The sequence below is a fragment of the Pasteurella skyensis genome, assembly GCF_013377295.1.
In the GTDB taxonomy this organism is placed as follows: domain Bacteria; phylum Pseudomonadota; class Gammaproteobacteria; order Enterobacterales; family Pasteurellaceae; genus Phocoenobacter; species Phocoenobacter skyensis.
In genome coordinates, this window is sequence record NZ_CP016180.1 from 2,018,291 (window position 1) to 2,039,848 (window position 21,558).

Genomic DNA, 21,558 nt, shown 5'->3' on the forward strand with positions numbered 1-21,558 from the left:
TTTTAAGCGGTACGATCTTAATGAAATTTTGCAAATTTAGAAGGATGAAAGAAATTCTAATTTGCAAAAAAACAAACACATCTTACCGCTTATGTTTTTATGCCTTTACAACCCAATTGCATATTTCAACGCTCTATTTTTTAATGGTATTAATTTATTTGGGCGTACACAGTACGCCCCACAGTTCTAACTTAGAATACGCCTTTTAACTGTAATGATGTACCCCAACCATTATAACCAAAAGCGGTACTTTCATAATAAGGTGTAAAACTTACCATAAATTTAGGGCTAAAGTCATAGCTTAACCCTGCTTGAACACGTCCACGTGTTTTGCGAATTTTCGCCGTTTTACTAAAACTTCCCACCGCAGGCATTGAAACGGCATAGGTCGGTGCGTTATTGTTTAACTGTTGCTCCACTTCTGCACTCGCTAACAGATTTAGTTTTTCTGTTAATGGAAATGTTGTATTAACACCTAAGGCTAAAGCGGTATCTTTATAACTGAATTTTGCAAAACTTGCCGCAAATTCGGCATTTTTTTCCACATAGGCATCACGAGAAACTTGGCGATGACGAAGTGAACTGTAAACAGAAACATTGCCAAAATCATAACCCGTCGTTAATGAAACCGCTGAACCTTTCATTGTGGTTTTGTTACTGCCCGCTTCGGTATTTGCTAATAATGGACGAGCCACTTTCACTTTATCTTTTTGCCACGCCGCTGTGGTTTCCACAAACCAGTTCTCACCTTTCCAGTTGGCAAAAATGCCTAGCCCTGTGTTGCCGTCGGTTTTATAACTTTTAGGTAATTGACGAGATAAACTTTTATCAAGGTTAATCCCTGCGGTAATGCCATATCCCACACCATAAGATAAGCCAAGTCCAACACTGGCAGTAGTATCACCTTGTTGTTTAGCCATATCTTGACGAACACCATAACCTACTTTGCCTTGTTTTAAATAACGGCTTTGTTGTAAACGTTGTAAGATTTGGCTTTGTAATGAAATCACCCCAATCGCATCATTACCCAAACGTGCCATACTTAACTTGGTATTTTCGACATCAATTTTGGCAACTACTTCAGGCTTGGCTATCGGTTTAGCAATATCTTGGATTTTTGCCGCAGGGATAGTTCGTTTAGCAATATCTTCAATTTTTGCGGCTGGGATAGTGCGTTTGGCGATATCCTCAATTTTCGCCGCAGGAATGGTTCGTTTAGCAATATCTTCAATTTTTGCTGCTGGAATAACTTTCTTTTCAGGATATTTTATTTTCCAAAGAACTGCTCCACCACCATTAGCCCAACCACCTGCAATAGTACCATCACTACTTAAAGCCTGAACCTCTGAATACCCAGTATTATCTGAGTTTAATGTGCCTAAATCCGTTTTATTTTGCCAGTTTTTCCCTGACCAAATAGTCGCTCTCTCATCATGGTTATCATTATAAGCCCTACCACCAGCAATAGTTCCATCACTACTTAAAGCAAGAACCATTGAGCTCCCAGTATTATCTGATCTTAATGTGCCTAAATCCGTTTTATTTTGCCAGTTTTTCCCTGACCAAATTATTGCTCTCTTAATCCCATTATAGTTATCATAATGACTCCAACCACCTGCAATAGTACCATCACTACTTAAAGCCTGAGCCTTTGACACCCCAGTATTATCTGATCTTAATGTGCCTAAATCCGTTTTATTTTGCCAGTTTTTCCCTGACCAAATTATTGCTCTCTTAATCCCATTATAGTTATCATAATGACTCCAACCACCTGCAATAGTACCATCACTACTTAAAGCCTGAACCGCTGAATACCCAGTATTATCTGAGCTTAATGTGCCTAAATCCGTTTTATTTTGCCAGTTTTTCCCTGACCAAATTATTGCTCTCCTATCATCGTTATCATCATAACCCCAACCACCTGCAATAGTACCATCACTACTTAAAGCCTGAGCCTCTGAATTTCCAGTGTTATCTGATCTTAATGTGCCTAAATCCGTTTTATTTTGCCAGTTTTTCCCTGACCAAATTATTGCTTTATAATCCCTACCACCTGCAATAGTACCATCACTACTTAAAGCAATAACCTCTGAATACGCTGATCTTAATATGCCTAAATCCGTTTTATTTTGCCAGTTTTTCCCTGACCAAATAGTCGCTCTAATATTATCATTATTAGACTGACCACCTGCAATAGTACCATCACTACTTAAAGCCTGAACCCCTGAATCCCCAGTATTATCTGAGCTTAATGTGCCTAAATCTATTTTTGAAACAACAGTTGGTAAAGTTTCAGCAACAGCCTGTGAGAATAAAAAAGGATTGAAAGAGAGAAGAATAAGAGAGGAAATAGAGGAAAGTTTTAGACTAGGCTTTTTTGTTTGTTTGTTTGTTTGTTTGTTTGTTTGTTTGTTTGTTTGTTTGTTTGTTTGTTTGTTTGTTTGTTAAGAGTATTCATAATAATTTTCCTTATAGCAAGAATAAAAAAATATGGAATGAGTTAAAAAATTTAACCGTTTAAATATTAGCATTTTATTTTGTATAAAAAAATAACGTTGGGGTTAAAAATTAAATAAATTTTATACTATGGGTATAGTACATTCAATTCTCACCACATTATTAATGGCATTTTGTTACGATTTATTTTATAACGCTAAGAATTTGCAAAAACATAAACAGATCTTACCGCTTATGTTTTTTTACCTACAACCCAATCGCATACTTCAAGGCTTTCTTTTTCAAAGGCGTAATTTTATCCGCCGTAAATAAGCCTAAATTTCGTATAACTTTTACTGGCAATAAATCCGTTTTAAAGGTTTTATAGAAAAAATCCATTCCTGATTGCATTAACAAATTATCGGGTTTACGCTTGTTTTGATAGCGTTTTAACACCTCATCACTCGCCAAAGTCTCGCCTTTTTGTTGGGCTTTTTCTAATACATTTAATAAAGCTTTGACATCTTTAAACCCTAAATTGACCCCTTGCCCTGCTAATGGGTTTATCGTGTGAGCAGAGTCGCCCACCAAAACAATCCCATTTTTAAAATAGCGTTGAGCGTGTTGTCTGGTAAGTGGGAATGCACCGCAGTTTTCCACTTCAATTTGTCCTAAACGTTGTGGGAAATGTGTCAGAATTTCAGCGGTTAATTTTTGTGATGAAAGGTTTTGTAATTCCTTGATACGTTGTGGTGAATCGTACCAAACCACACAACCTTGATGATCTAATAAAGGTAAAAAGGCACGAGGTCCGCTGTGATGAAATTGTTGCCAAGTGACACTTTGTTGCGGTAATTCGGTTTTGACGACAGCTAATAAACAGTGCTGACGATATTGCCAACTGGTTAGCCCAATCCCAGCCCAACCACGCACCTGAGAATTTGCACCGTCAGCGGCGACAATTAAAGGGGCGGAAAATTGTTGTTGATCATCAATGGTTATCGTCCAAATGCCCTGTTCATTTTTTGCAGAAAGTTGTTCAAATCCGACCGCTTGCTGACAATTTGGATAATCTTTTAAACATTGCCATAAACCAAGTTGAATCACATTGTTTTCAACCATATAGCCCAGTTCATTTAGCCCTAAATCTTGGGCGGAAAATACCGTGTTAAAGCCGTCAATTTCCCACGTTTCCAAACCATCATAAGGGCAAACTCGCATTGTTTGAATGGCTTGCCACGCCCCTAACTCTTCCAATAACTGAACTGACGCTTTGCTGATTGCAGAAATACGTAAATCGTAGGGTTGTTCTTGTGAGAATGTTGGCAAGGTTCTTTTTTCAAGTAAAGCAACCTTTAACCCTTGCTTTGCCAACCCCAACGCTGTGGCAGCCCCAACCATTCCACCACCAATCACGATTACATCTTGCATTGTTTATTACCATTTTTAATTTAGATACGCCAAAATTTTACACCACAAGCGGTTATATTTTTATAAAAATTTACAAAAAATTTATTTTTAATCAATATTTATGTGAGCGAATAAAAATTTGCAAATTTTGCGATCTAGATCGAAAAAATAATTTTGCTTTATTTTCTCCTTTAAAATTTCAGATAAGATGAAAATAAAACAGGATTTTTTATGTCGTTAGCCATTGTATATAGCCGAGCCTCAATCGGTATTGAAGCCCCCTTAGTGACGATTGAGGTGCATATTAGCAATGGTAAACCCGGTTTAACGTTAGTGGGATTGCCTGAAACCACAGTGAAAGAATCTCGTGATCGAGTGCGTAGTGCATTGCTGAATGCCAATTTTAGTTATCCTGCTCGTAGAATTACGGTTAATCTTGCCCCTGCGGATTTACCCAAAGAAGGTGGTCGCTTTGATTTACCGATTGCGATAGGAATTTTAGCAGCATCAGGGCAGATTGACAGCGATAAATTAAATCAATTTGAGTTTTTGGGTGAGCTTGCATTAACGGGATTTTTGCGTGGTGTACACGGTGCAATCCCTGCCACGCTTGCGGCTCAAAAAGTGAAACGAGCTTTGATTATTGCCAAACAAAATGCCAATGAAGTTTCTTTGGTGTCAAATACCGAAACCCTTTGTGCAACTTCGCTGTTGCAAGTGGTTAACTTTTTGAATAATCGTGATCAGTTACCCATCGCCCAACAAATTTTGCAAAAAGAACAAAAAATCGTACCGCTTATTTCACGTGATTTAACAGATATTATCGGACAACAACACGCCAAAAGAGCCTTAATGATTGCCGCAGCAGGGCAACATAATTTATTATTTTTAGGTCCTCCAGGAACGGGTAAAACAATGCTTGCCAGTCGCTTGGCGGATTTATTGCCTGAGATGAATGATGAAGAAGCCATTGAAACGGCAGCAGTGGCAAGCCTTGTACAAAATGAATTAAATTACCATAACTGGAAGCAAAGACCTTTTCGTTCGCCTCATCATTCGGCGTCAATGGTGGCGTTAGTGGGTGGTGGCTCGATCCCCAAACCCGGTGAAATATCCCTTTCCCACAACGGTATTTTGTTTTTAGATGAACTGCCTGAATTTGAGAAAAAAGTATTAGACGCATTGCGACAACCGTTAGAATCTGGTGAAATTGTGATTTCCAGAGCCAATGCAAAGGTGCAATTTCCTGCAAGTTTTCAACTAATTGCAGCAATGAACCCAAGCCCAACAGGACATTATCAAGGCACACACAATCGCACTTCTCCTCAACAAGTAATGCGATATTTAAACCGTTTGTCTGGTCCTTTTTTGGATCGCTTTGATTTATCCATTGAAGTGCCATTACTTCCCAAAGGCGCATTGCAAAATCCCAATGTTAATCGTGGAGAAACCACCGAACAGGTTAAACAACGAGTGTTAAAAGCCAGAAAAATTCAGCTTGCACGCTCAGGAAAAATCAATGCCAAACTTTCTACCAAAGAGATCGAGCGAGATTGTAAAATCTCAAAACAAGATGCGATTTTTTTAGAAAATGCACTGACTAAATTAGGACTTTCAGTGCGTGCTTATCATCGTATTTTGAAAGTGGCTCGTACCATTGCAGATTTAGCGGAAGAAGATCAAATTAAACAACCCCATCTTGCCGAAGCCTTAGGTTATCGAGCAATGGATCGTTTATTGCAACGATTACAGGGAGAATAGATTTAAAGTATAAATAACAATCAAATGCTATGACAAATTATACCTTTTAAGATAAAATCTAGCATAGATATTTTCTAAAGGGAGTAAAAACAATGAGAAAACTTGCATTCTCTATGATGGCAATTTTAGGGTTCCTTAATAATGCTAACGCCAATATAAATGGCTTGTTAGGATTTTGCCTTAAAGATACAGCACAACAACTGAAATGCGGTCTTATGGATAACAAAGCCAACCTTGTTGTAGCACCAGAACTTGATTACATTGCTCCCTTTCCTAGCAAGAAAATGCCTCTTATCCCACACAGATATGCCTATAAAGAATACTTTGATGATAATGGTTTTACAACAGCTCATAAGAATGGAAAATCAGGCATAATTAATACCAAAGGACAATGGGTAATAAATCCACAATTTGAGATAATCGGTGAGTTTGCTAAGAATGGACTTGCATTTGCAACCAAAAATGATCTTTATGGCTATATAAATACAAAGGGAGAATGGGTTATTCCTCCTCGTTTTAAACGAGTATCCGATTTTTCTGCTAATGGTCTAGCAAGAATGGAAGAAAAGGGTAAATATGGTTTTATTGATAAACGAGGTAAATGGGTAATCCCACCACAGTTTTGGTTTGCTGAAGATTTTGGTGATTATGATGTGACCCCTGCAAAAGAGCGAGAAAATGGATTATATGGACTTATTGATCGTCGTGGGCAATGGGTTGTACAACCACAATATCGATATATAGGGGCTTTTAATGAAGAAAGCTTAGCTGAAGTTTATACCAAAGATGGAAAGTTTGCTTATATTAATAAAAAAGGAAAAATTGTTACAGCGTTATTTGATTCTCAAACCATATTTTATGAAGGTTTAGCAGAAAGGAAAAAAGATAAATGGGGTATGCTTAACACCAAAGGTGAATGGGTAATACCACCTGAGTTTGATTATATTCATAATAGTTATAATGGCTATGTAATTGTTGAAAAAAATGATAAATATGGTGCGTTTGATCGCAAAGGAAAATTAGTTATTCCACTAACATTGGAGTGGATTCAGAGCTTTAGTAATAATGGTTTAGCAGAAGCAAAAAAGAATACTAAATACGGCTATATTAATACTAAAGGCGAATGGGTAATTAAGCCACAATTTGATGAAACACATTTTTTTGATAGCAATGGTCTTGCCAAAGTTGTTTATGATGGGAAATATGGTTATATCAACGAAAAAGGTAAATTTATCGTGCCTGCAAAGTTTGGCTATTTATCTAATTTCAAGAAAAATGGTTTAGCCCGAGCAATGCCTTACGTATCAACAATAACATTTTTACTGGATCCAAAAGGAAGCACTAAACATGGCTTTATAAATAAAAAAGGACAATGGATAATAAAGCCAGAATTTGAGGTAGCCAGTGAGTTTTATCCTAATGGATTAGCGGTTGTAAGAGAAAATGGGCAATATGGATATATTAATGAAAAAGGGGATTATGTTGCTAAGATTATGACGACTAAGTGTGGTGCAGAGCAACTAGTGACATCTAGTGGTAAACCGATTTATCCTAAAATGTCCGTAGAAGAATTATGTAAATAGCGCTCAACTTATGGAGTAAATTTTATTACAAAATCACAGCTTATTCACATAACAATCAAGTTCTGGCAATAACTGCACAATTAAAGATAATTGTTGCACTAGTAACCTTGCTTTATCTTTTTCGTGGTCTAAATAATCTTGCTCTAAATATTGTAACTGTGTGATTAAATCATTGAGCTGTGTGCTACGCTGTTTTGTTTCTAAATAGGTGGAATCCAATAATCGTGAAATAAATTTTCCTTGTTGAAAGAAAACAGTTGAATATTCAAATTGGTGATTGATTGTATCGCTCTCTTTACGGTACACCCCTAATGCAGAAATATAGCTTAATAACGTGTAATTTAATTCTAATAATTGTGGTGCAACCGCTAAGCTATTTTTATATTTCTTTGGTTCTTCCTGCATTGCAGAAACGGTAGTACTCAATTTTGCAACATTATGATAAGCCATTCGGCGAGCTAAACGATACCCAAAATGGTCTCGATAACCAAATTGTAATTGTGCCATTATATGACGTAAATATAAGGAGCTACTTTTTAGTGTTTCTTCCAAATTTTGACGTAAATTAAGATATCGCCAATCCGCCCAAAGGAAAGAAACCGCAAACCACGCAATGCCTGCTCCAATAAAGGTATCTAAAATTCGAGGTAATATCGCCATTTCTTTACCCAAACCAATGACATCAAAACTCACTAATACTTGAATGGTAATAAAAAAACTGGCATAACTGTATTTTCTTTCCATAAAAAAGAAAAATAAGCTACTTGTGGCAACAATAATCCCCAATTGAGCCTCTAGCGTTGGAGATAAATATCTTAATGATAGCCCAACAAATACCCCTAAAAGCGTGCCTAAAATACGCTGAACCAATCGTTTTTTGGTCGCTGAATAATTTGGTTTACATACTAAAATCGCCGTTAATAAAATCCAATAACCCAATTCCAGATGAAATATCTGTACAATCGAACAACATACAAATACCACAATGGAAAGGCGAATAGCGTGACGAAAGAGTTCAGCTCCTAAATAACACTGTTTTTTTATTGTATGAAAAATATTGCCTATGCCTGAAATATTTTCAGATAACAAGCGGTAGGTTTGTTGATTATTTTTACCAAAATCATTACAAATATTTTCTTCATATAAAGCTTCAAATAACAAGGTAATATTCTTTAAATTTTCAACCATTGATGATAATTGATAAAAAGATGCTTTTGTTTCTTTTTGATGATACTGCAATGAGTTTTGTAATCCCTTTAAGACTCTTTCCATCTTAAAATTGGGTTTATAGTCCAAATTATGGCGTAATGCTTTTGCAATATATTGGCACTCTATTGCTTGTAATTCTAATAAACGGCGTAATCGAAAAACCAAATCAGTGTGCTGAAACTCTTCCAATAAATCTTGATATTGAGAATGGCTTGAACTGGTTCTTTCCCAAATTTCTTGCCCTGTTAAATAGTAACGTAACATTTTTTGCGTATGAAAATGACGATGTTGTTGATCTAAACGACTAAACAACACTTCTCTTACTTCATCAAATGAACGCATTACTGCAGTATTGGCTCGTGCTAACGCTAATTTTTTATCAGACAAGCGATTAATATCATCAAAATCAAAGAAGGTCGATTTTTGCTGTAAATAATTTCCTAAGCTATCAAAATAAGAGGCTAAACTCTCTTGTGTTGCTCGATTAGGTAAACACAAATAAATCAATAATGAAATAAAGCTATAAATCAAGGTACCTAATAAAATTAACGTTGTGTTGATATACCACACCACATTAGGGGTATAAACCAGTGCAGTATAAACAGCAACCAGCAAAGTACAAAATGCAATCTTGCTATAACGCCCGCCTACTGCACCAAGCATTACCACAATAAAAGTAATAATGGTTAGTAAAGGAACAAAAATCCATCCTTTTGTCAAAAAGAATTGTGAGATAAGAGAGACGGTGCCAAATGCTATCAGCATTAAAATAAGATCTTTGAAACGCCCCATTAAACGGTTACTTTGCTCTGATAATGCGGTCGCAATAATGCCTAAAACTAACGGCATTGCAAGATGAGAAATCTCTAATTGCCAAATAACAATAGCGGCAATATTGGTTGAAATAAATACCGCCAATACATTAAGCATATTGATATTCAACCATTGTAATCGCAAACTATTGAATACGTTTTTCATCAATTAACCTAAGTGTTCAATCATCTTTAATACAATTGCTGAGGATTTTTGTGCAGCAAGAGGTAAAAATTCATCAAAAGATAAATGGGATTCTTTATCCGCCACATCTGAAATTGCACGAACAACGACAAAAGGCACACTAAAAGCGTGACAAACTTGAGCAATTGCTGCTGCTTCCATTTCAACCGCCACCACTTGCGGAAAATTTTTGCAAATTTTTGCAATCATCTCACCGCTATTTACAAATAAATCGCCACTACAAATCAACCCTGAAACAGCATTTTCACCTAGTTGTTGTGTCAAAGAAAAAGCTAATTCAGCGAGTTCTTTATCTGCCACAAATCCAGCTGGATTGGCAGGAAGTTGCCCTATTTCATAGCCAAAAGCTGTTACATCAACATCGTGATAGCGAGCTTCTGTTGAGATAACAATATCTCCCACATTTAAGTTTTTATCCAATCCACCCGCTGAACCTGTATTGATCACATAATCAGGTTTAGTTAATTGCAAAAAGAGAGCCGTCCCCATCGCAGCTGCCGTTTTTCCAATACCTGATTGTAATAATGCCACCTCTTTATTATTGATTTTTCCTTCAAAAATTTTACAGCCTGCAATTTCAGTTATTTTTAAATCTTGTAGGGTATTTTTCAAAATCTCTACTTCTTGTGCCATTGCACCAATAATGCCTAGTTTCATTGTTTGTCCTTTGTATTTTTATTGGTTGTATTCTATCCTTAAAACTAAAAACCTTAAAGAATTTATTAGCTTAAGATAAAAAATAAGCGGTTACATTTGTTTAATTTTTTGCAAATTGCAGTAAAAGTTTGATCTCCATAGCAAATAACTAAAATAGATTTTTACATTTACGATAAATTTATATAGTATTTTTTTATTACATTTATTCTTACCGCTTATAGACAATAGGAGTGTTCCAATGAAAAAAACATCACTACTTAATGCCCCTCTTTCACAACTGATTGCAAAAATGGGACATACTGATGGAATAACACTTTGTGATGCGGGATTACCCATTCCTGAAAATATAAATCGTATTGATCTTGCTATCACCAAAGGCATTCCAAGTTTTTTAGATCTCTTTGAAGCAACCATTACAGAACTATTTGTTGAAAGCGTTTTATTAGCTGAAGAAATAAAAAAGATAAATCCAAACATACATTCAATGATTTTAGAGAAGCTCTCAGAATTAGAAAAACAGCAGGGTAACCAAATTCAAATTGACTATATTTCTCACGAACAATTCAAACAAAAAGCGAATGAAAGTAAGGGTATTGTGCGTTCAGGTGAATGTTCACCTTATGCCAATATAATTTTATATTCTGGTGTTCCATTTTAAGAAAATATGAAGGAAGTAATTATGTCAAAACCTCATTTAGTTGTTTTAGGCAGTATTAATGTCGATCACGTTATTTATGCAGAACGCTTTCCTCAAGCAGGGGAAACCTTGTTTGGTAAAAAATATCAACTGGCTTATGGAGGAAAAGGTGCTAATCAAGCAGTTGCAGCCGCTCGCTTAGGTGCCAATGTTGATTTTATCGGTTGTATTGGTGATGATGCGATTGGTCACGAAATGAAAACGGCTTTTGAAAAGGATAACATCAATACTCAACATATTTTTGAGATCCCACAAGAAACCACTGGTGTTGCAATGATCCAAGTCACCGACAGTGGTGAAAATAGTATTGTGATCTCAGCAGGAGCAAATGCTCACCTCACGACTGAAAAATTAGCTAGCTGTAAAGACACATTTGCACAAGCTGAAATGTTATTAATGCAACTTGAAACCCCTTTAGAAACAATTATTAACGCTGCTCAAATAGCACATCAAAATGGTGTGAAAGTGATATTAAACCCAGCTCCAGCAAGAACATTACCTGATGAATTATTACAACACCTCTTTATGATTACCCCAAATGAAACAGAAGCGGAATTATTAACAGGCATTAAGGTTACTGATGAACAATCGGCTCAACAAGCTGCTCAAGTATTTCATCAAAAAGGCATTGAATATGTGCTAATAACCTTAGGTTCTAAGGGTGTTTATTGTAGTCATCAAAATCAAGGCGAAATTATCAAAGGGTTTAAAGTGAATGCGATTGATACCACCGCCGCTGGGGATACTTTTAACGGTGCATTATTAACTGCATTACTCGAACAAAAACCTATGCCAGAGGCGATTACTTTTGCTCACGCAGCCGCAGCCCTTTCAGTGACGAAAAAAGGGGCTCAATCTTCAATTCCTAGCCGAGAAGAAGTGATGAAATTTTTACAATCTCAATGATTGTAAAATAAGAGAGTAGAGCAAGCACTTAGCTGAAAGTGTCGATTATTTAATAAAGTTTGGTGCTTAACCGAAAAAATCGTATACTTATCCGCAACAGCGTAAACACCGAGTCCGTTGCCTGCAATACGAGTGGACGATACTTGAAAAATGAAATAATGAATAAAAAAAATAAATCTTCTGAAAAAGTTGAAGAAAAAACAAATTCTTTTTGGAAAAAGATAATCGGCTTTGCTGTAAGTATTGCACTTTTAATATTTATGGTTAGTGGAGGCGTTCCTTATTTTACAATTATCTTTTTTATAATATTGCCATTTTTGGGGACTATTTTTGCTAAAACAAATAAAAAGTCTTTTTATAAACTTCAAGAGATCTTACCTACATCAACTATCCGTTCTGTTGCAATGGGGTTAGCAGAAATATCAGGAAAAGCAAAAATGATAGAGCCTGTTATTTCTAAAATCACAAAGAAAAAATGTATTGGTTATATCTATTTAGTTGAAGATATTAGAAAAGACAAAGAAGGAAGAGTTTCTTATTTTAAGGATTTTTCCGAAACTGTTTGTAATCCATTTTTTGTAAAAGATAAAACAGGGCAAATAAAAGTTTTACCTAATGATTTAGAGTTTTTAGATTTTGAAGAAAGTCATCAAAAAATAACAGGAAACAAACGATATACAGAATATTTACTTAAAGAAAATATGGAAGTTTTACTTATTGGTAAAGCGGGAATTACAGAAAATAATGAACCTGTTTTCAAAAAAGAAGAAATTAAAAATGTTTTTGGAATTGCACCTTTAAAAAAAGTAGGAAATTATAATAAATTAAGACCTCTTATAAAGTCTGCTGGGTATTTTATATATTTTTGGATAATTATAGTTGCAATAATTTTACTTACACCAACTAATTTAGAAAATAATATGATAAAATTTGGAGACTATCATTGGAAAATTCCATTTCAAAACACAAAAAAATAATAAATAAGGCAAAACAATATGACAACATTTTTCGCTTACATAGCCATCGGATTAGTAATATTAGGTTTAATTAATATAGTAGTTTCAACATATAATAAACTTGTAATGCTTAATAATAATACCGACAAGACTTTTAAAAATATTGATATTTTATTAAAACAAAGAGCAGATGAAATACCTAACCTTATAAAAGTTGTAAAAGAATTTCAAAACCACGAAAGTAACTTACTTACCAAACTTACAAAATTGAGAACTGATTTTTTAAAGGCTAATACCGTAAAGGATAAAGTAGAAATATCAAATGAAATGAACAAACAACTAAAAACCCTTTTTGCTGTTTCTGAAAACTATCCTGATTTAAAATCAAATGAAAATTTTTTATTGCTTCAAAATCGTGTTTCGCAAATAGAAGATGCTATTGCTGACCGAAGAGAACTTTATAATGAAAGTGTAAATATGTACAATATAGGTATTGCTGAGTTTCCTAATGTACTTTTAGCAAAACCTATGGGGTATAATAAAAAAGAATTTTTCAACATAACAGAACAAGAAATAGAATATAATGGAGTTACCTTTTAATATAATTGAACTACTAAATATAATTGATGAAAAGCCTATTTATTTAGTTGCTTTTGCTTCGTTACACGGATTTGTTTTTATTTTATTACATATACCTATATGGTTACTTAAGAAAATAGGAATATACGACCCTAACAAAAATTTAGGTGTATTTGGTACATCAATAGCATTTATTATTGGTATAGGCTGGGTTTTAGGTTTCATATCGCAAGGATTATTGTTTTTTATGAAAGTTTCAGGTATTAAAATGTTATTGATTTATTTATCAATGTATCTTTGTATTATATTTTTTGTTATTTCTAACGCGATGAAATTAAAAAGCAACTTTGATATTAATGGTAATTAGAACAAAAAGAAAACGAAACCTTAAAAAAATGTACTGACAGGCAACACAAGTTTTTACGCAATTGCGGATTAGGTGCTTAAATCAAAATTTAGGTTGTTTATAAAGTTTGGTGCATAACCGAAAAATATCGTATATTTATCTGCAACAGTGTAAATTAATTTATTATAATACAAGCGGTTATATTTAAACAAATTTTTACGATTTAAGGATTAACGTTTAATGGCAACAATGAAAGATATTGCCGTTATTGGTTATGATGATATTCATCTTGCACAATTTCTTTCTCCTCCTTTAACGACTATTCAACAACCCAAAGAATTTCTTGCTAAAAAAGCAGTAGAAACATTGTTAGATAGAATTAAAAATCATCATCTTACTTATAAAAATATTGTACTAGAACCTACGCTAATATTAAGAGAGTCTATTTAATAAATTAATTTGCAAAAAAGTAAACTAATCGTACCGCTTGCGTTATAATAATGTAAGTGATAGGAGAATTTATGCAACAATTTTTATTATTTATACAGGTTTTACGGCTACGTTTTACTCAAAATAAATTAACAATGGCAGCAGGTCATTTGACCTATAATACCATGCTTGCGATTGTGCCATTAATTATGGTGATGTTTTCTATTTTTGCCGCATTTCCTATTTTTAATGAAGTGACAGGTGAATTAAAAGCCTTTATTTACAATAACTTTGCTCCAAGCATAGGAGATGTAGTACAAACCCATCTTGATAATTTTGTCAATAATTCCCGTAAAATGAGTGCAGTAGGTACAATGGTATTAATTGCGATTGCACTGCTACTGATTTCAAATATTGATAATACCTTGAATGCAATGTGGCACAAAACTCAAAAACGTCGTTGGTTAATTTCTTTTGCTATTTACTGGATGATTTTGACACTAGGACCGTTACTTGTTGGTGTAAGTATTTCGGTAAGTACTTACATACTTTCTTTAGAAATTTTAAATCCAGAAGGGATGCTTGCGGTAAGTACCCCATTCCTTTCTCTGGTTCCATTTTTTATAACTTGGTTGCTGTTTACATTAGTTTATACCATTGTTCCTAATACTACCGTGTTGTTTAGGCACGCTGCTATCGGAGCATTACTCGCCGCTATTTTTTTCACTCTTGGTAAACAAGTCTTTATTTGGTACATCACCACCTTTCCATCCTATCAAGCTATTTATGGTGCTTTAGCTGTATTACCCATAATGATAGTATGGATTCATTTAAGTTGGTTGGTTGTGTTAATTGGTGCTCAAGTTTCAGCAGTATTTAAAGATATAATGCTGATTAACGTGGGCGTTTTAGAGATTGAAAATAATGAGGAATTAAAATGATTGCATTAATTCAACGAGTAAAATGGGCAAAAGTCGAAATAAACGAGCAAACCGTAGGTCAAATTGAAAGTGGTTTATTAGTTTTATTAGGTGTCGAAAAAGAGGATGACCAAACGAAAGCAGATCGGTTATTAGATAAAGTATTAGGATACCGTATCTTTGAAGATGAACAGGGAAAAATGAATTTAAACGTACAACAAGCGGGCGGACATTTACTTGTCGTTTCACAGTTTACGCTTGCGGCAGATACTCAAAAAGGATTACGACCAAGTTTTTCTAAAGGTGCAAATCCAAGTGATGCAGAAACTTTGTATGACTACTTTTCACAACAAGCGAAAAGCAAAATAAACACTCAGACAGGAAAGTTTGGCGGGGATATGCAAGTCAGCCTCCAAAACGATGGACCTGTCACTTTCTGGTTACAAGTCTAATGTGACAAGCGGTACGATTTTAATAAAAATTTGCAAATTTTGCATAACATCGTACCGCTTAGAAAGTTATTTTATTTCGCTACAATTCATTTACCCAAATGTTGGGATCATACCAAACATAGCAAGTAAGTGGATAATTGCAACAGCAAAACCCCATAAAATACAGATTGCTATCACTACATTACCACCAAATACTTTATACCCATTCGGTTTGTAAGCAGGGAAAACATCCGCAGGATTTTGAGCTTCACGCTCACGCTGTCTTACTTTCCAAGCCATAAAACCAGGCATAATAATACCACAAATCGTAGATACCGCACCTGCATAAGCAATTGCTGTAACGAACCCCATAGGAGCAAGTACAGACATTACTAATGGTGGAATGAATGTGATCAACCAGCTTTTTGTTCTATCTGCTTTCTTAGTTGAGTCAAATTGGAAGAAGTCTGTAAAGAAGTGGAATACCCCTAAACCAACACCAACGAAAGAAGATAAAATAGCTGCGATAGAGAATATTTTCACAGCATTTTTAATGGTTTCAGACTCAATAACTCCGCCCATTGCTTGTAATAAGGCCTCAACACTTCCGCCTTTAGCAATAACTGGTAAGAAATCAATTCTTGGTAAATTACCAAAAACACTCACTAACCAGAAAATATAAAGACCTAATGCGATTACAGCACCCCATAACATTGCTTTAGCAGCTTTTGCCTCTTCACCATAATATTCACGAATAGAAGAAGCTGCGTGTTGATATCCAAAAGAAGTAAAGGCTACTGGTAATAAAGAGATAGCGAAAACAGCATAATTAGTATTTTCTTCTGGTCCAGCTATTGTATTAAGCAATACACCTAAATCCATTTTTAATGTTAAGCCTGAAACACCAAGAATGAAAGAAAGTGCCATTACAGTAACAAGGAAAGTAGAGAATCTATCGACTAGTCTTGTTGAGTGCCATACAAACATAGAGAAAACAGCAACAGCAATAATAGACCAAATACGACTACCGTATTCACCAAAATCAACAAACTGCCCAAAAATTCCATTAAATAAATTACCTAACGCTGTTGTATAAGCATAAAGTAAAATACCACCAAGGAAATAGAAAGCTAAGTTATTAATAATATTAACTTTTTCACCCAGCAAATCTTTGGTTACTGTATTATAAGAAGCGGTTAAATCATAGTTTTTATAGGCTTCTAATAACAACCAGCCAGCCCAAATTAAAACTATCATTGTTGCGAAAAGAATAACAAAAGTCCATATTGTCCAAGCGCCCGCACCAGCTGCTGGCAGACCTAACATACCCGCACCAACACACACACTTGCAACAATACTTGCACCACCTAAAATTGAAGGTTGTTTTTTCATGATAAACCCCATTTTAATTTCAATTAAATACTTAAGTTTAATCTACTAAAATAGGCAAACATTCCCTTAGCTATATGAAACTATAAACTTTGCATATGCTATATCATCACTATTTGTTAAAACAAATAAACACATTAATTATTTTATTAGTAACAAAATAAAGTTCTAGAAATTTATACTTAGAGAATATCTACCTCATAATAAAAAGGGTCGAAAGCCATTTAATTAAAGCCTTCAACCCTGCTTATTACCTAATTTTAATACTCTATAATACTAATAATTAGATGTGTTCAAAACGTGCTGTAAAGAAGCGAAGTTGTTTTGGCTCGTAAACAAATTTTAAGCCTTTAATTGTTTCTTTTCTCTTATACAGACGAATAACGCTGTCAGCAACTACATCCATATGCTTATATGTATAAACACGACGTGGAATAGTTAAACGAACAGTTTCTAGTTTTGGTCTGTGGTTTTCACCAGTTTTAATATCACGACCAGCAGAGATGATACCACGCTCCATTGAACGTACACCTGACTCAATATAAAGTTCTGCAGCAAGAGCTTGTGCTGGGAACTCATCTTGTGTTAAGTGTGGGCAGAAACGACGAGCATCAAGGAATACTGCATGTCCACCAACTGGTTCAATAATTGGAACACCCGCTTCTTTTAGACGTTCACCTAAGTAACGAACTTGTAGAACACGGTGTTGGATATATTCAAACTGCATAGCTTCTTTAAGACCGATAGCCATCGCTTCCATATCACGACCAGCCATACCGCCGTATGAAGGCATACCTTCATAAACAACCACGATTTCTTTTGCAGCTAAGAATAACTCTTCATCATTCATACATAAGAAACCACCGATATTTGTCAAGCAGTCTTTTTTACCACTCATTGTACAACCATCAGCATAGCTGAACATTTCGTGTACGATTTCTTTGATTGTTTTATCTTGGAAACCATCTTCTTGCTCTTTAATGAAATAAGCATTTTCAACACAACGAGTTGCATCCATAAATACTTTAATACCGTGTTTTGCAGTTAATTCTCTAACTTCACGCATATTTTTCATTGATACTGGCTGACCACCAGCAAGGTTTACAGTTACCGCTAAACATACATAAGCGATATTTTCTGCACCTTTCTCATTGATTACTTTTTCAAGTTTAGCAAGATCGATATCACCTTTAAATGGTACTTCTAATCCAGCATCATGCGCTTCATCACGAATAATATCTACGAAGATACCACCATTTTTCTCTTGGTGATAACGAGTTGTCGTGAAATACATATTACCTGGTACATATTGCCCTTCTTTAATAGCAATTGTTGATAAGATATTTTCAGCACCACGACCTTGGTGAGTAGGAACTATGTATTTAAAGCCAAATAATTCTTGAACTGTTTCTTGTAAATGATAGAAGTTGCGACTTCCTGCATAAGCTTCATCACCTTGCATGATTCCACCCCATTGGGCGTCACTCATCGCGTTAGTACCACTATCTGTTAATAAATCGATAAATACATCTTTAGAATCTAACAAGAAAGTGTTATAACCCGCTTTTTTAGCAGCTTCTTCACGAGCTGCACGATCAATCATTGCTACAGTTTCAACGCTTTTAATACGGAATGGTTCCGCTGGATACATATTCATGTCCATAATATTTTTCCTTTAAAATATAAAATTAAAATATCATCCATACTAAATACTAATATTCAAAAAATAGTAAATCTGATAATTGAATATCAAGGCGGCTCCCCTACCTACGTATATAATTACTCCCTTTTTATTTAATGATCAACAAAAAATTATTTAATTTGTGACGTAAAACACATTTTTTATAAAAAATTAATTTACGCCCAAAATATTCTTTATTTTAATGTTTAAAATATTTATTTTTGTTTATAAGTCTGTAAAATATATGTTATATAAAGCAATTTAATAGTTTATTTAAAATAACGTATTAATGTGTGGACTCAATCACATACTTTTAAATACATTAATGAATAGCATAAATTTGTGATATTGGATTATAATTAAGGAGTTATTTCATAGTCCCGTTCTTATTAAAAGATCAGTGAAATATCTCAGTGTATGGCTAAATTAAGGAGAAATAGAATGATTATTGGTTGTCCCAAAGAAGTTAAAGTGCAAGAATATCGTGTTGGTTTAACACCTGACAATGTAAGATCTTATGTTGAAGCTGGTCACACAGTTTATATTGAACATAATGCAGGGACTGAAATTGGTTTCCCTGATGCAGAATATGCAGAAGCGGGTGCTATTCTAACTGATAAAGCGACTCTTTTTAAAAATAGTGAAATGATCATTAAAGTTAAAGAGCCAATTGAATGTGAATATGATTATTTCAGAGAAGGTCAAATTCTTTATACCTACCTACACTTAGCTGCTGATAAACCTCTTACGGATATGCTACTTGCTAAAAACATTCAAGCCATTGCTTATGAAACAATCAAAACACCAACGGGATTACCTTGCTTAGCTCCAATGAGTATGATTGCAGGTCGCTTAGCAACATTAGAATCTGCTAAATATATCCAAAAAACTTTTGGTGGTGCAGGCGTATTATTAAGTGGTACAGCTGGTACACCAAAAGCAAAAGTAGTTATTTTAGGTGGTGGTGTAGTTGGTTTGAATGCTGCACAAATCGCAATGGGTATCGGTGCTGATGTCACAATTTTAGATATTAATGCAGCACGCTTAGCTTATATTGATCAAATCTTTGATATGAAAATTAAAACATTAACCAGCTCACGTGGTAATATATTGAGTTGCTTAAAAGAAGCTGATGTTGTAATTGGTGCGGTATTAATTCCAGGTGCAAAAGCACCTCATTTAGTACGTCGTGAAGACTTAAAACTAATGAAAAAAGGTGCGATCTTAACTGACGTTGCGATTGACCAAGGTGGTTGTTTTGAAACTTCTCGTTCAACAACACATAATGATCCAATCTATGAAGTTGATGGTATAATTCACTACTGTGTAGCAAATATGCCAGGTTGTGTGGCTCGCACTTCTACTTTAGGTTTAACTGATTCAACTTTAGAGTATGGTCTAACAATTGCACGCTTAGGTGTGAAAGAAGCTTGCTTATCTGACTCTGCTCTTCTCGAAGGTTTAAATACCTATAATGGTAAATGTACATTTAAAGGTGTCAGTGATGCCTTTGGTATAGCATATACCTCTCCAGAGGTCGCATTACAGTAATATCCTGTTGATGTCGATTATCTCAAATAATCTACGCTACGTTAATTAAAACATATCTTCTTATTTTATGAAGAGTAAGAAGATATGCTCCTGAATATTGATAATAAAGAGGTAAATAATGTCAGATATACATAATAAACCGCGTCAATCTTGGTCGAGCCGATTGACCTATATTATGACGGTTGCTGGTGCTACCGTTGGTTTTGGTGCAACTTGGCGTTTTCCCTATTTAGTGGGTGAAAATGGTGGAGGCGCTTATGTTTTATTATTTTGTATTGCAATGATTATAATCGGTATCCCAATGATTTTGGTTGAAAATGTCATTGGACGCAGAATGCAAGTAAATTCTATCGATGCTTTTGGTGGTTCTGTAAATAATAAAAAAATTCATTCTGGTTGGAAAATTTTAGGTTATATGGGACTAATCGGATCTTTTGGTATTATGGCTTATTATACAGTACTGGGAGGCTGGGTAATTAATTTTATTGCCAATTTAGTATCTGGAAATTTAGATTTGTCACAACCTGTTACAGCAGTTTTAACAAAACAGTTTTTCACAGACAATATTACCAATGATCCTATTGCGATTTTAGCTTCTTCATTTGTTTTTGCCCTTATCAATTATGTCATTCTCGCAAAGGGCATTATGGATGGTATTGAGCGAGCCGTAAAATACTTAATGCCAATTCTTTTTATTTGCTTGCTAGTAATGGTTGCTCGTAATGTCACCTTACCAGGTGCAATGGAGGGAATTAAATTCTACTTAATTCCAGATTTTTCAAAAGTGAATAGTGACTTGTTTATTTTAGTTTTAGGTCAAGTTTTCTTTGCATTAAGTTTAGGCTTTGGCGTGTTAATTACACTTTCAAGTTATTTAGATAAAAAAGAAAATTTAGTACAAACTGCTTGCATTACAGCAATAATAAATACGCTAATTGCCATTGCTGCTGGATTTATGATCTTCCCATCATTATTCACCTTTGGTATTGCTCCTAGTTCTGGACCTGCACTGGTATTCCAAAGCTTACCAATAGTATTTAGCCATATGCTAGGCGGTACCATTTTTGCAATTGTCTTCTTTAGCTTATTAATGGTTGCAGCACTTACCACTTCGCTTACTATTTATGAAGTATTAGTTACCGCAATGCAAGAAAAAACAAACTTAAGTCGTAAGCAATCTATTATGATTACCATTAGTGGTATTTTTATTCTAGGAAATATTCCATCGACACTTTCAGATAATGTGTGGAGTTCCATTACAATTGCAGGTCGCAGCATCTTTGATACCTTTGACTATGTGAGTGGAAATATCTTATTTGTATTGACCGCATTAGGTAGTGCAATATTTGTAGGCTTTGTATTAAAAGACGATGCAAAGAAAGAACTGAATGCAGGAGAAACCTTTACTAAACTTTGGTTTAATTATGTAAAATTTGTGATTCCTGTCATTATTTTAGTAATTTTTTATAATTCATTATAAAAGCATATACCAGTTATAATTAATACATCCAAATTCGCAAATAATCTAAATGAACTATGTTAATTTTTTCCTCTCGTTTAGATTATTTGCAAAAATTTGTCACAATCGTACCGCTTCAAA

At 34.6% G+C, this 21,558-nt stretch carries 17 protein-coding genes and 1 pseudogene; 12 read left to right on the forward strand and 6 right to left on the reverse strand.

Translation table 11 applies throughout. The features are described from left to right. Nucleotides 1–191 precede the first annotated feature (191 nt). Entirely contained in the window at nt 192–1,658 is a 1,467-nt protein-coding gene (locus tag A6B44_RS09760) for a hypothetical protein (RefSeq protein WP_176673519.1), read from the reverse strand. A gap of 1,045 nt (nt 1,659–2,703) precedes the next feature. Continuing rightward, nucleotides 2,704–3,867: an FAD-dependent oxidoreductase gene (locus tag A6B44_RS09765; protein ID WP_090921447.1), complete on the reverse strand. Its 1,164-nt coding sequence runs from the start codon at nt 3,865–3,867 to the stop codon at nt 2,704–2,706. Nucleotides 3,868–4,077: 210 nt separating this feature from the next. Here A6B44_RS09765 and A6B44_RS09770 point away from each other — a divergent pair, with 210 nt between their 5' ends. Together A6B44_RS09770 and A6B44_RS09775 are read left to right on the forward strand one after the other, a co-directional pair. Further along, a complete protein-coding gene (locus A6B44_RS09770) occupies nt 4,078–5,607 on the forward strand; it encodes a YifB family Mg chelatase-like AAA ATPase (protein ID WP_090921446.1) in 1,530 nt (509 codons plus the stop codon). Nucleotides 5,608–5,699: 92 nt separating this feature from the next. Next, complete coding sequence (locus tag A6B44_RS09775; protein WP_090921445.1) at nt 5,700–7,190, forward strand: WG repeat-containing protein; 1,491 nt, start codon at nt 5,700–5,702, stop codon at nt 7,188–7,190. Between the two features lie 33 nt (nt 7,191–7,223). Here the strand turns inward: A6B44_RS09775 and yccS are convergent, their stop codons facing one another. Together yccS and mtnN are read right to left on the reverse strand one after the other, a co-directional pair. Next, nucleotides 7,224–9,377, reverse strand: coding sequence for a YccS family putative transporter (gene yccS, locus A6B44_RS09780; protein ID WP_090921444.1), 2,154 nt, complete (start codon nt 9,375–9,377; stop codon nt 7,224–7,226). Nucleotides 9,378–9,380: 3 nt separating this feature from the next. Next, nucleotides 9,381–10,073 carry a 5'-methylthioadenosine/S-adenosylhomocysteine nucleosidase gene (mtnN, locus tag A6B44_RS09785; RefSeq protein ID WP_090921443.1) on the reverse strand — a complete coding sequence of 231 codons (693 nt, stop codon included), beginning with the start codon at nt 10,071–10,073 and terminating at the stop codon, nt 9,381–9,383. 238 nt (nt 10,074–10,311) lie between these two features. Here mtnN and rbsD point away from each other — a divergent pair, with 238 nt between their 5' ends. From rbsD to dtd, 8 genes and pseudogenes are all read left to right on the forward strand, one after another. Continuing rightward, nucleotides 10,312–10,731 (forward strand): D-ribose pyranase, encoded by a 420-nt coding sequence (gene rbsD / locus A6B44_RS09790; RefSeq protein ID WP_090921442.1) that lies wholly within the window; start codon nt 10,312–10,314, stop codon nt 10,729–10,731. A gap of 21 nt (nt 10,732–10,752) precedes the next feature. Beyond that, complete coding sequence (gene rbsK / locus A6B44_RS09795) at nt 10,753–11,676, forward strand: ribokinase (protein ID WP_090921441.1); 924 nt, start codon at nt 10,753–10,755, stop codon at nt 11,674–11,676. Between the two features lie 158 nt (nt 11,677–11,834). Continuing rightward, nucleotides 11,835–12,653 (forward strand): hypothetical protein, encoded by an 819-nt coding sequence (locus A6B44_RS09800; protein WP_090921440.1) that lies wholly within the window; start codon nt 11,835–11,837, stop codon nt 12,651–12,653. Between the two features lie 18 nt (nt 12,654–12,671). Next, on the forward strand, nt 12,672–13,232 hold the full coding sequence (locus A6B44_RS09805) for a LemA family protein (RefSeq protein WP_090921439.1): 561 nt from the start codon (nt 12,672–12,674) through the stop codon (nt 13,230–13,232). After that, nucleotides 13,216–13,578: a hypothetical protein gene (locus tag A6B44_RS09810; protein ID WP_090921437.1), complete on the forward strand. Its 363-nt coding sequence runs from the start codon at nt 13,216–13,218 to the stop codon at nt 13,576–13,578. The genes A6B44_RS09805 and A6B44_RS09810 overlap by 17 nt, the downstream gene beginning before the upstream one ends. 243 nt (nt 13,579–13,821) lie before the next feature. Then, a pseudogene (locus A6B44_RS09815) lies at nt 13,822–14,007 on the forward strand (substrate-binding domain-containing protein); the annotation flags it as partial. A gap of 71 nt (nt 14,008–14,078) precedes the next feature. Then, nucleotides 14,079–14,927 carry a virulence factor BrkB family protein gene (locus tag A6B44_RS09820; protein ID WP_090921435.1) on the forward strand — a complete coding sequence of 283 codons (849 nt, stop codon included), beginning with the start codon at nt 14,079–14,081 and terminating at the stop codon, nt 14,925–14,927. Further along, the gene (gene dtd, locus A6B44_RS09825) at nt 14,924–15,358 is read left to right on the forward strand and encodes a D-aminoacyl-tRNA deacylase (protein ID WP_090921434.1); all 435 of its coding nucleotides are present in this window, start codon (nt 14,924–14,926) and stop codon (nt 15,356–15,358) included. The genes A6B44_RS09820 and dtd overlap by 4 nt, the downstream gene beginning before the upstream one ends. Before the next feature lie 90 nt (nt 15,359–15,448). Here the strand turns inward: dtd and A6B44_RS09830 are convergent, their stop codons facing one another. Both A6B44_RS09830 and A6B44_RS09835 read right to left on the reverse strand, forming a co-directional pair. Further along, nucleotides 15,449–16,729, reverse strand: coding sequence for an aromatic amino acid transporter (locus A6B44_RS09830; protein WP_090921433.1), 1,281 nt, complete (start codon nt 16,727–16,729; stop codon nt 15,449–15,451). A gap of 280 nt (nt 16,730–17,009) precedes the next feature. Beyond that, a complete protein-coding gene (locus A6B44_RS09835) occupies nt 17,010–18,383 on the reverse strand; it encodes a tyrosine phenol-lyase (RefSeq protein WP_176673535.1) in 1,374 nt (457 codons plus the stop codon). A gap of 465 nt (nt 18,384–18,848) precedes the next feature. Between A6B44_RS09835 and ald the strand changes: the two genes are divergently transcribed. Next, the gene (gene ald / locus A6B44_RS09840; RefSeq protein WP_090921431.1) at nt 18,849–19,958 is read left to right on the forward strand and encodes an alanine dehydrogenase; all 1,110 of its coding nucleotides are present in this window, start codon (nt 18,849–18,851) and stop codon (nt 19,956–19,958) included. Nucleotides 19,959–20,076: 118 nt separating this feature from the next. After that, the gene (locus tag A6B44_RS09845; RefSeq protein ID WP_090921430.1) at nt 20,077–21,438 is read left to right on the forward strand and encodes a sodium-dependent transporter; all 1,362 of its coding nucleotides are present in this window, start codon (nt 20,077–20,079) and stop codon (nt 21,436–21,438) included. Nucleotides 21,439–21,558 lie beyond the last annotated feature (120 nt).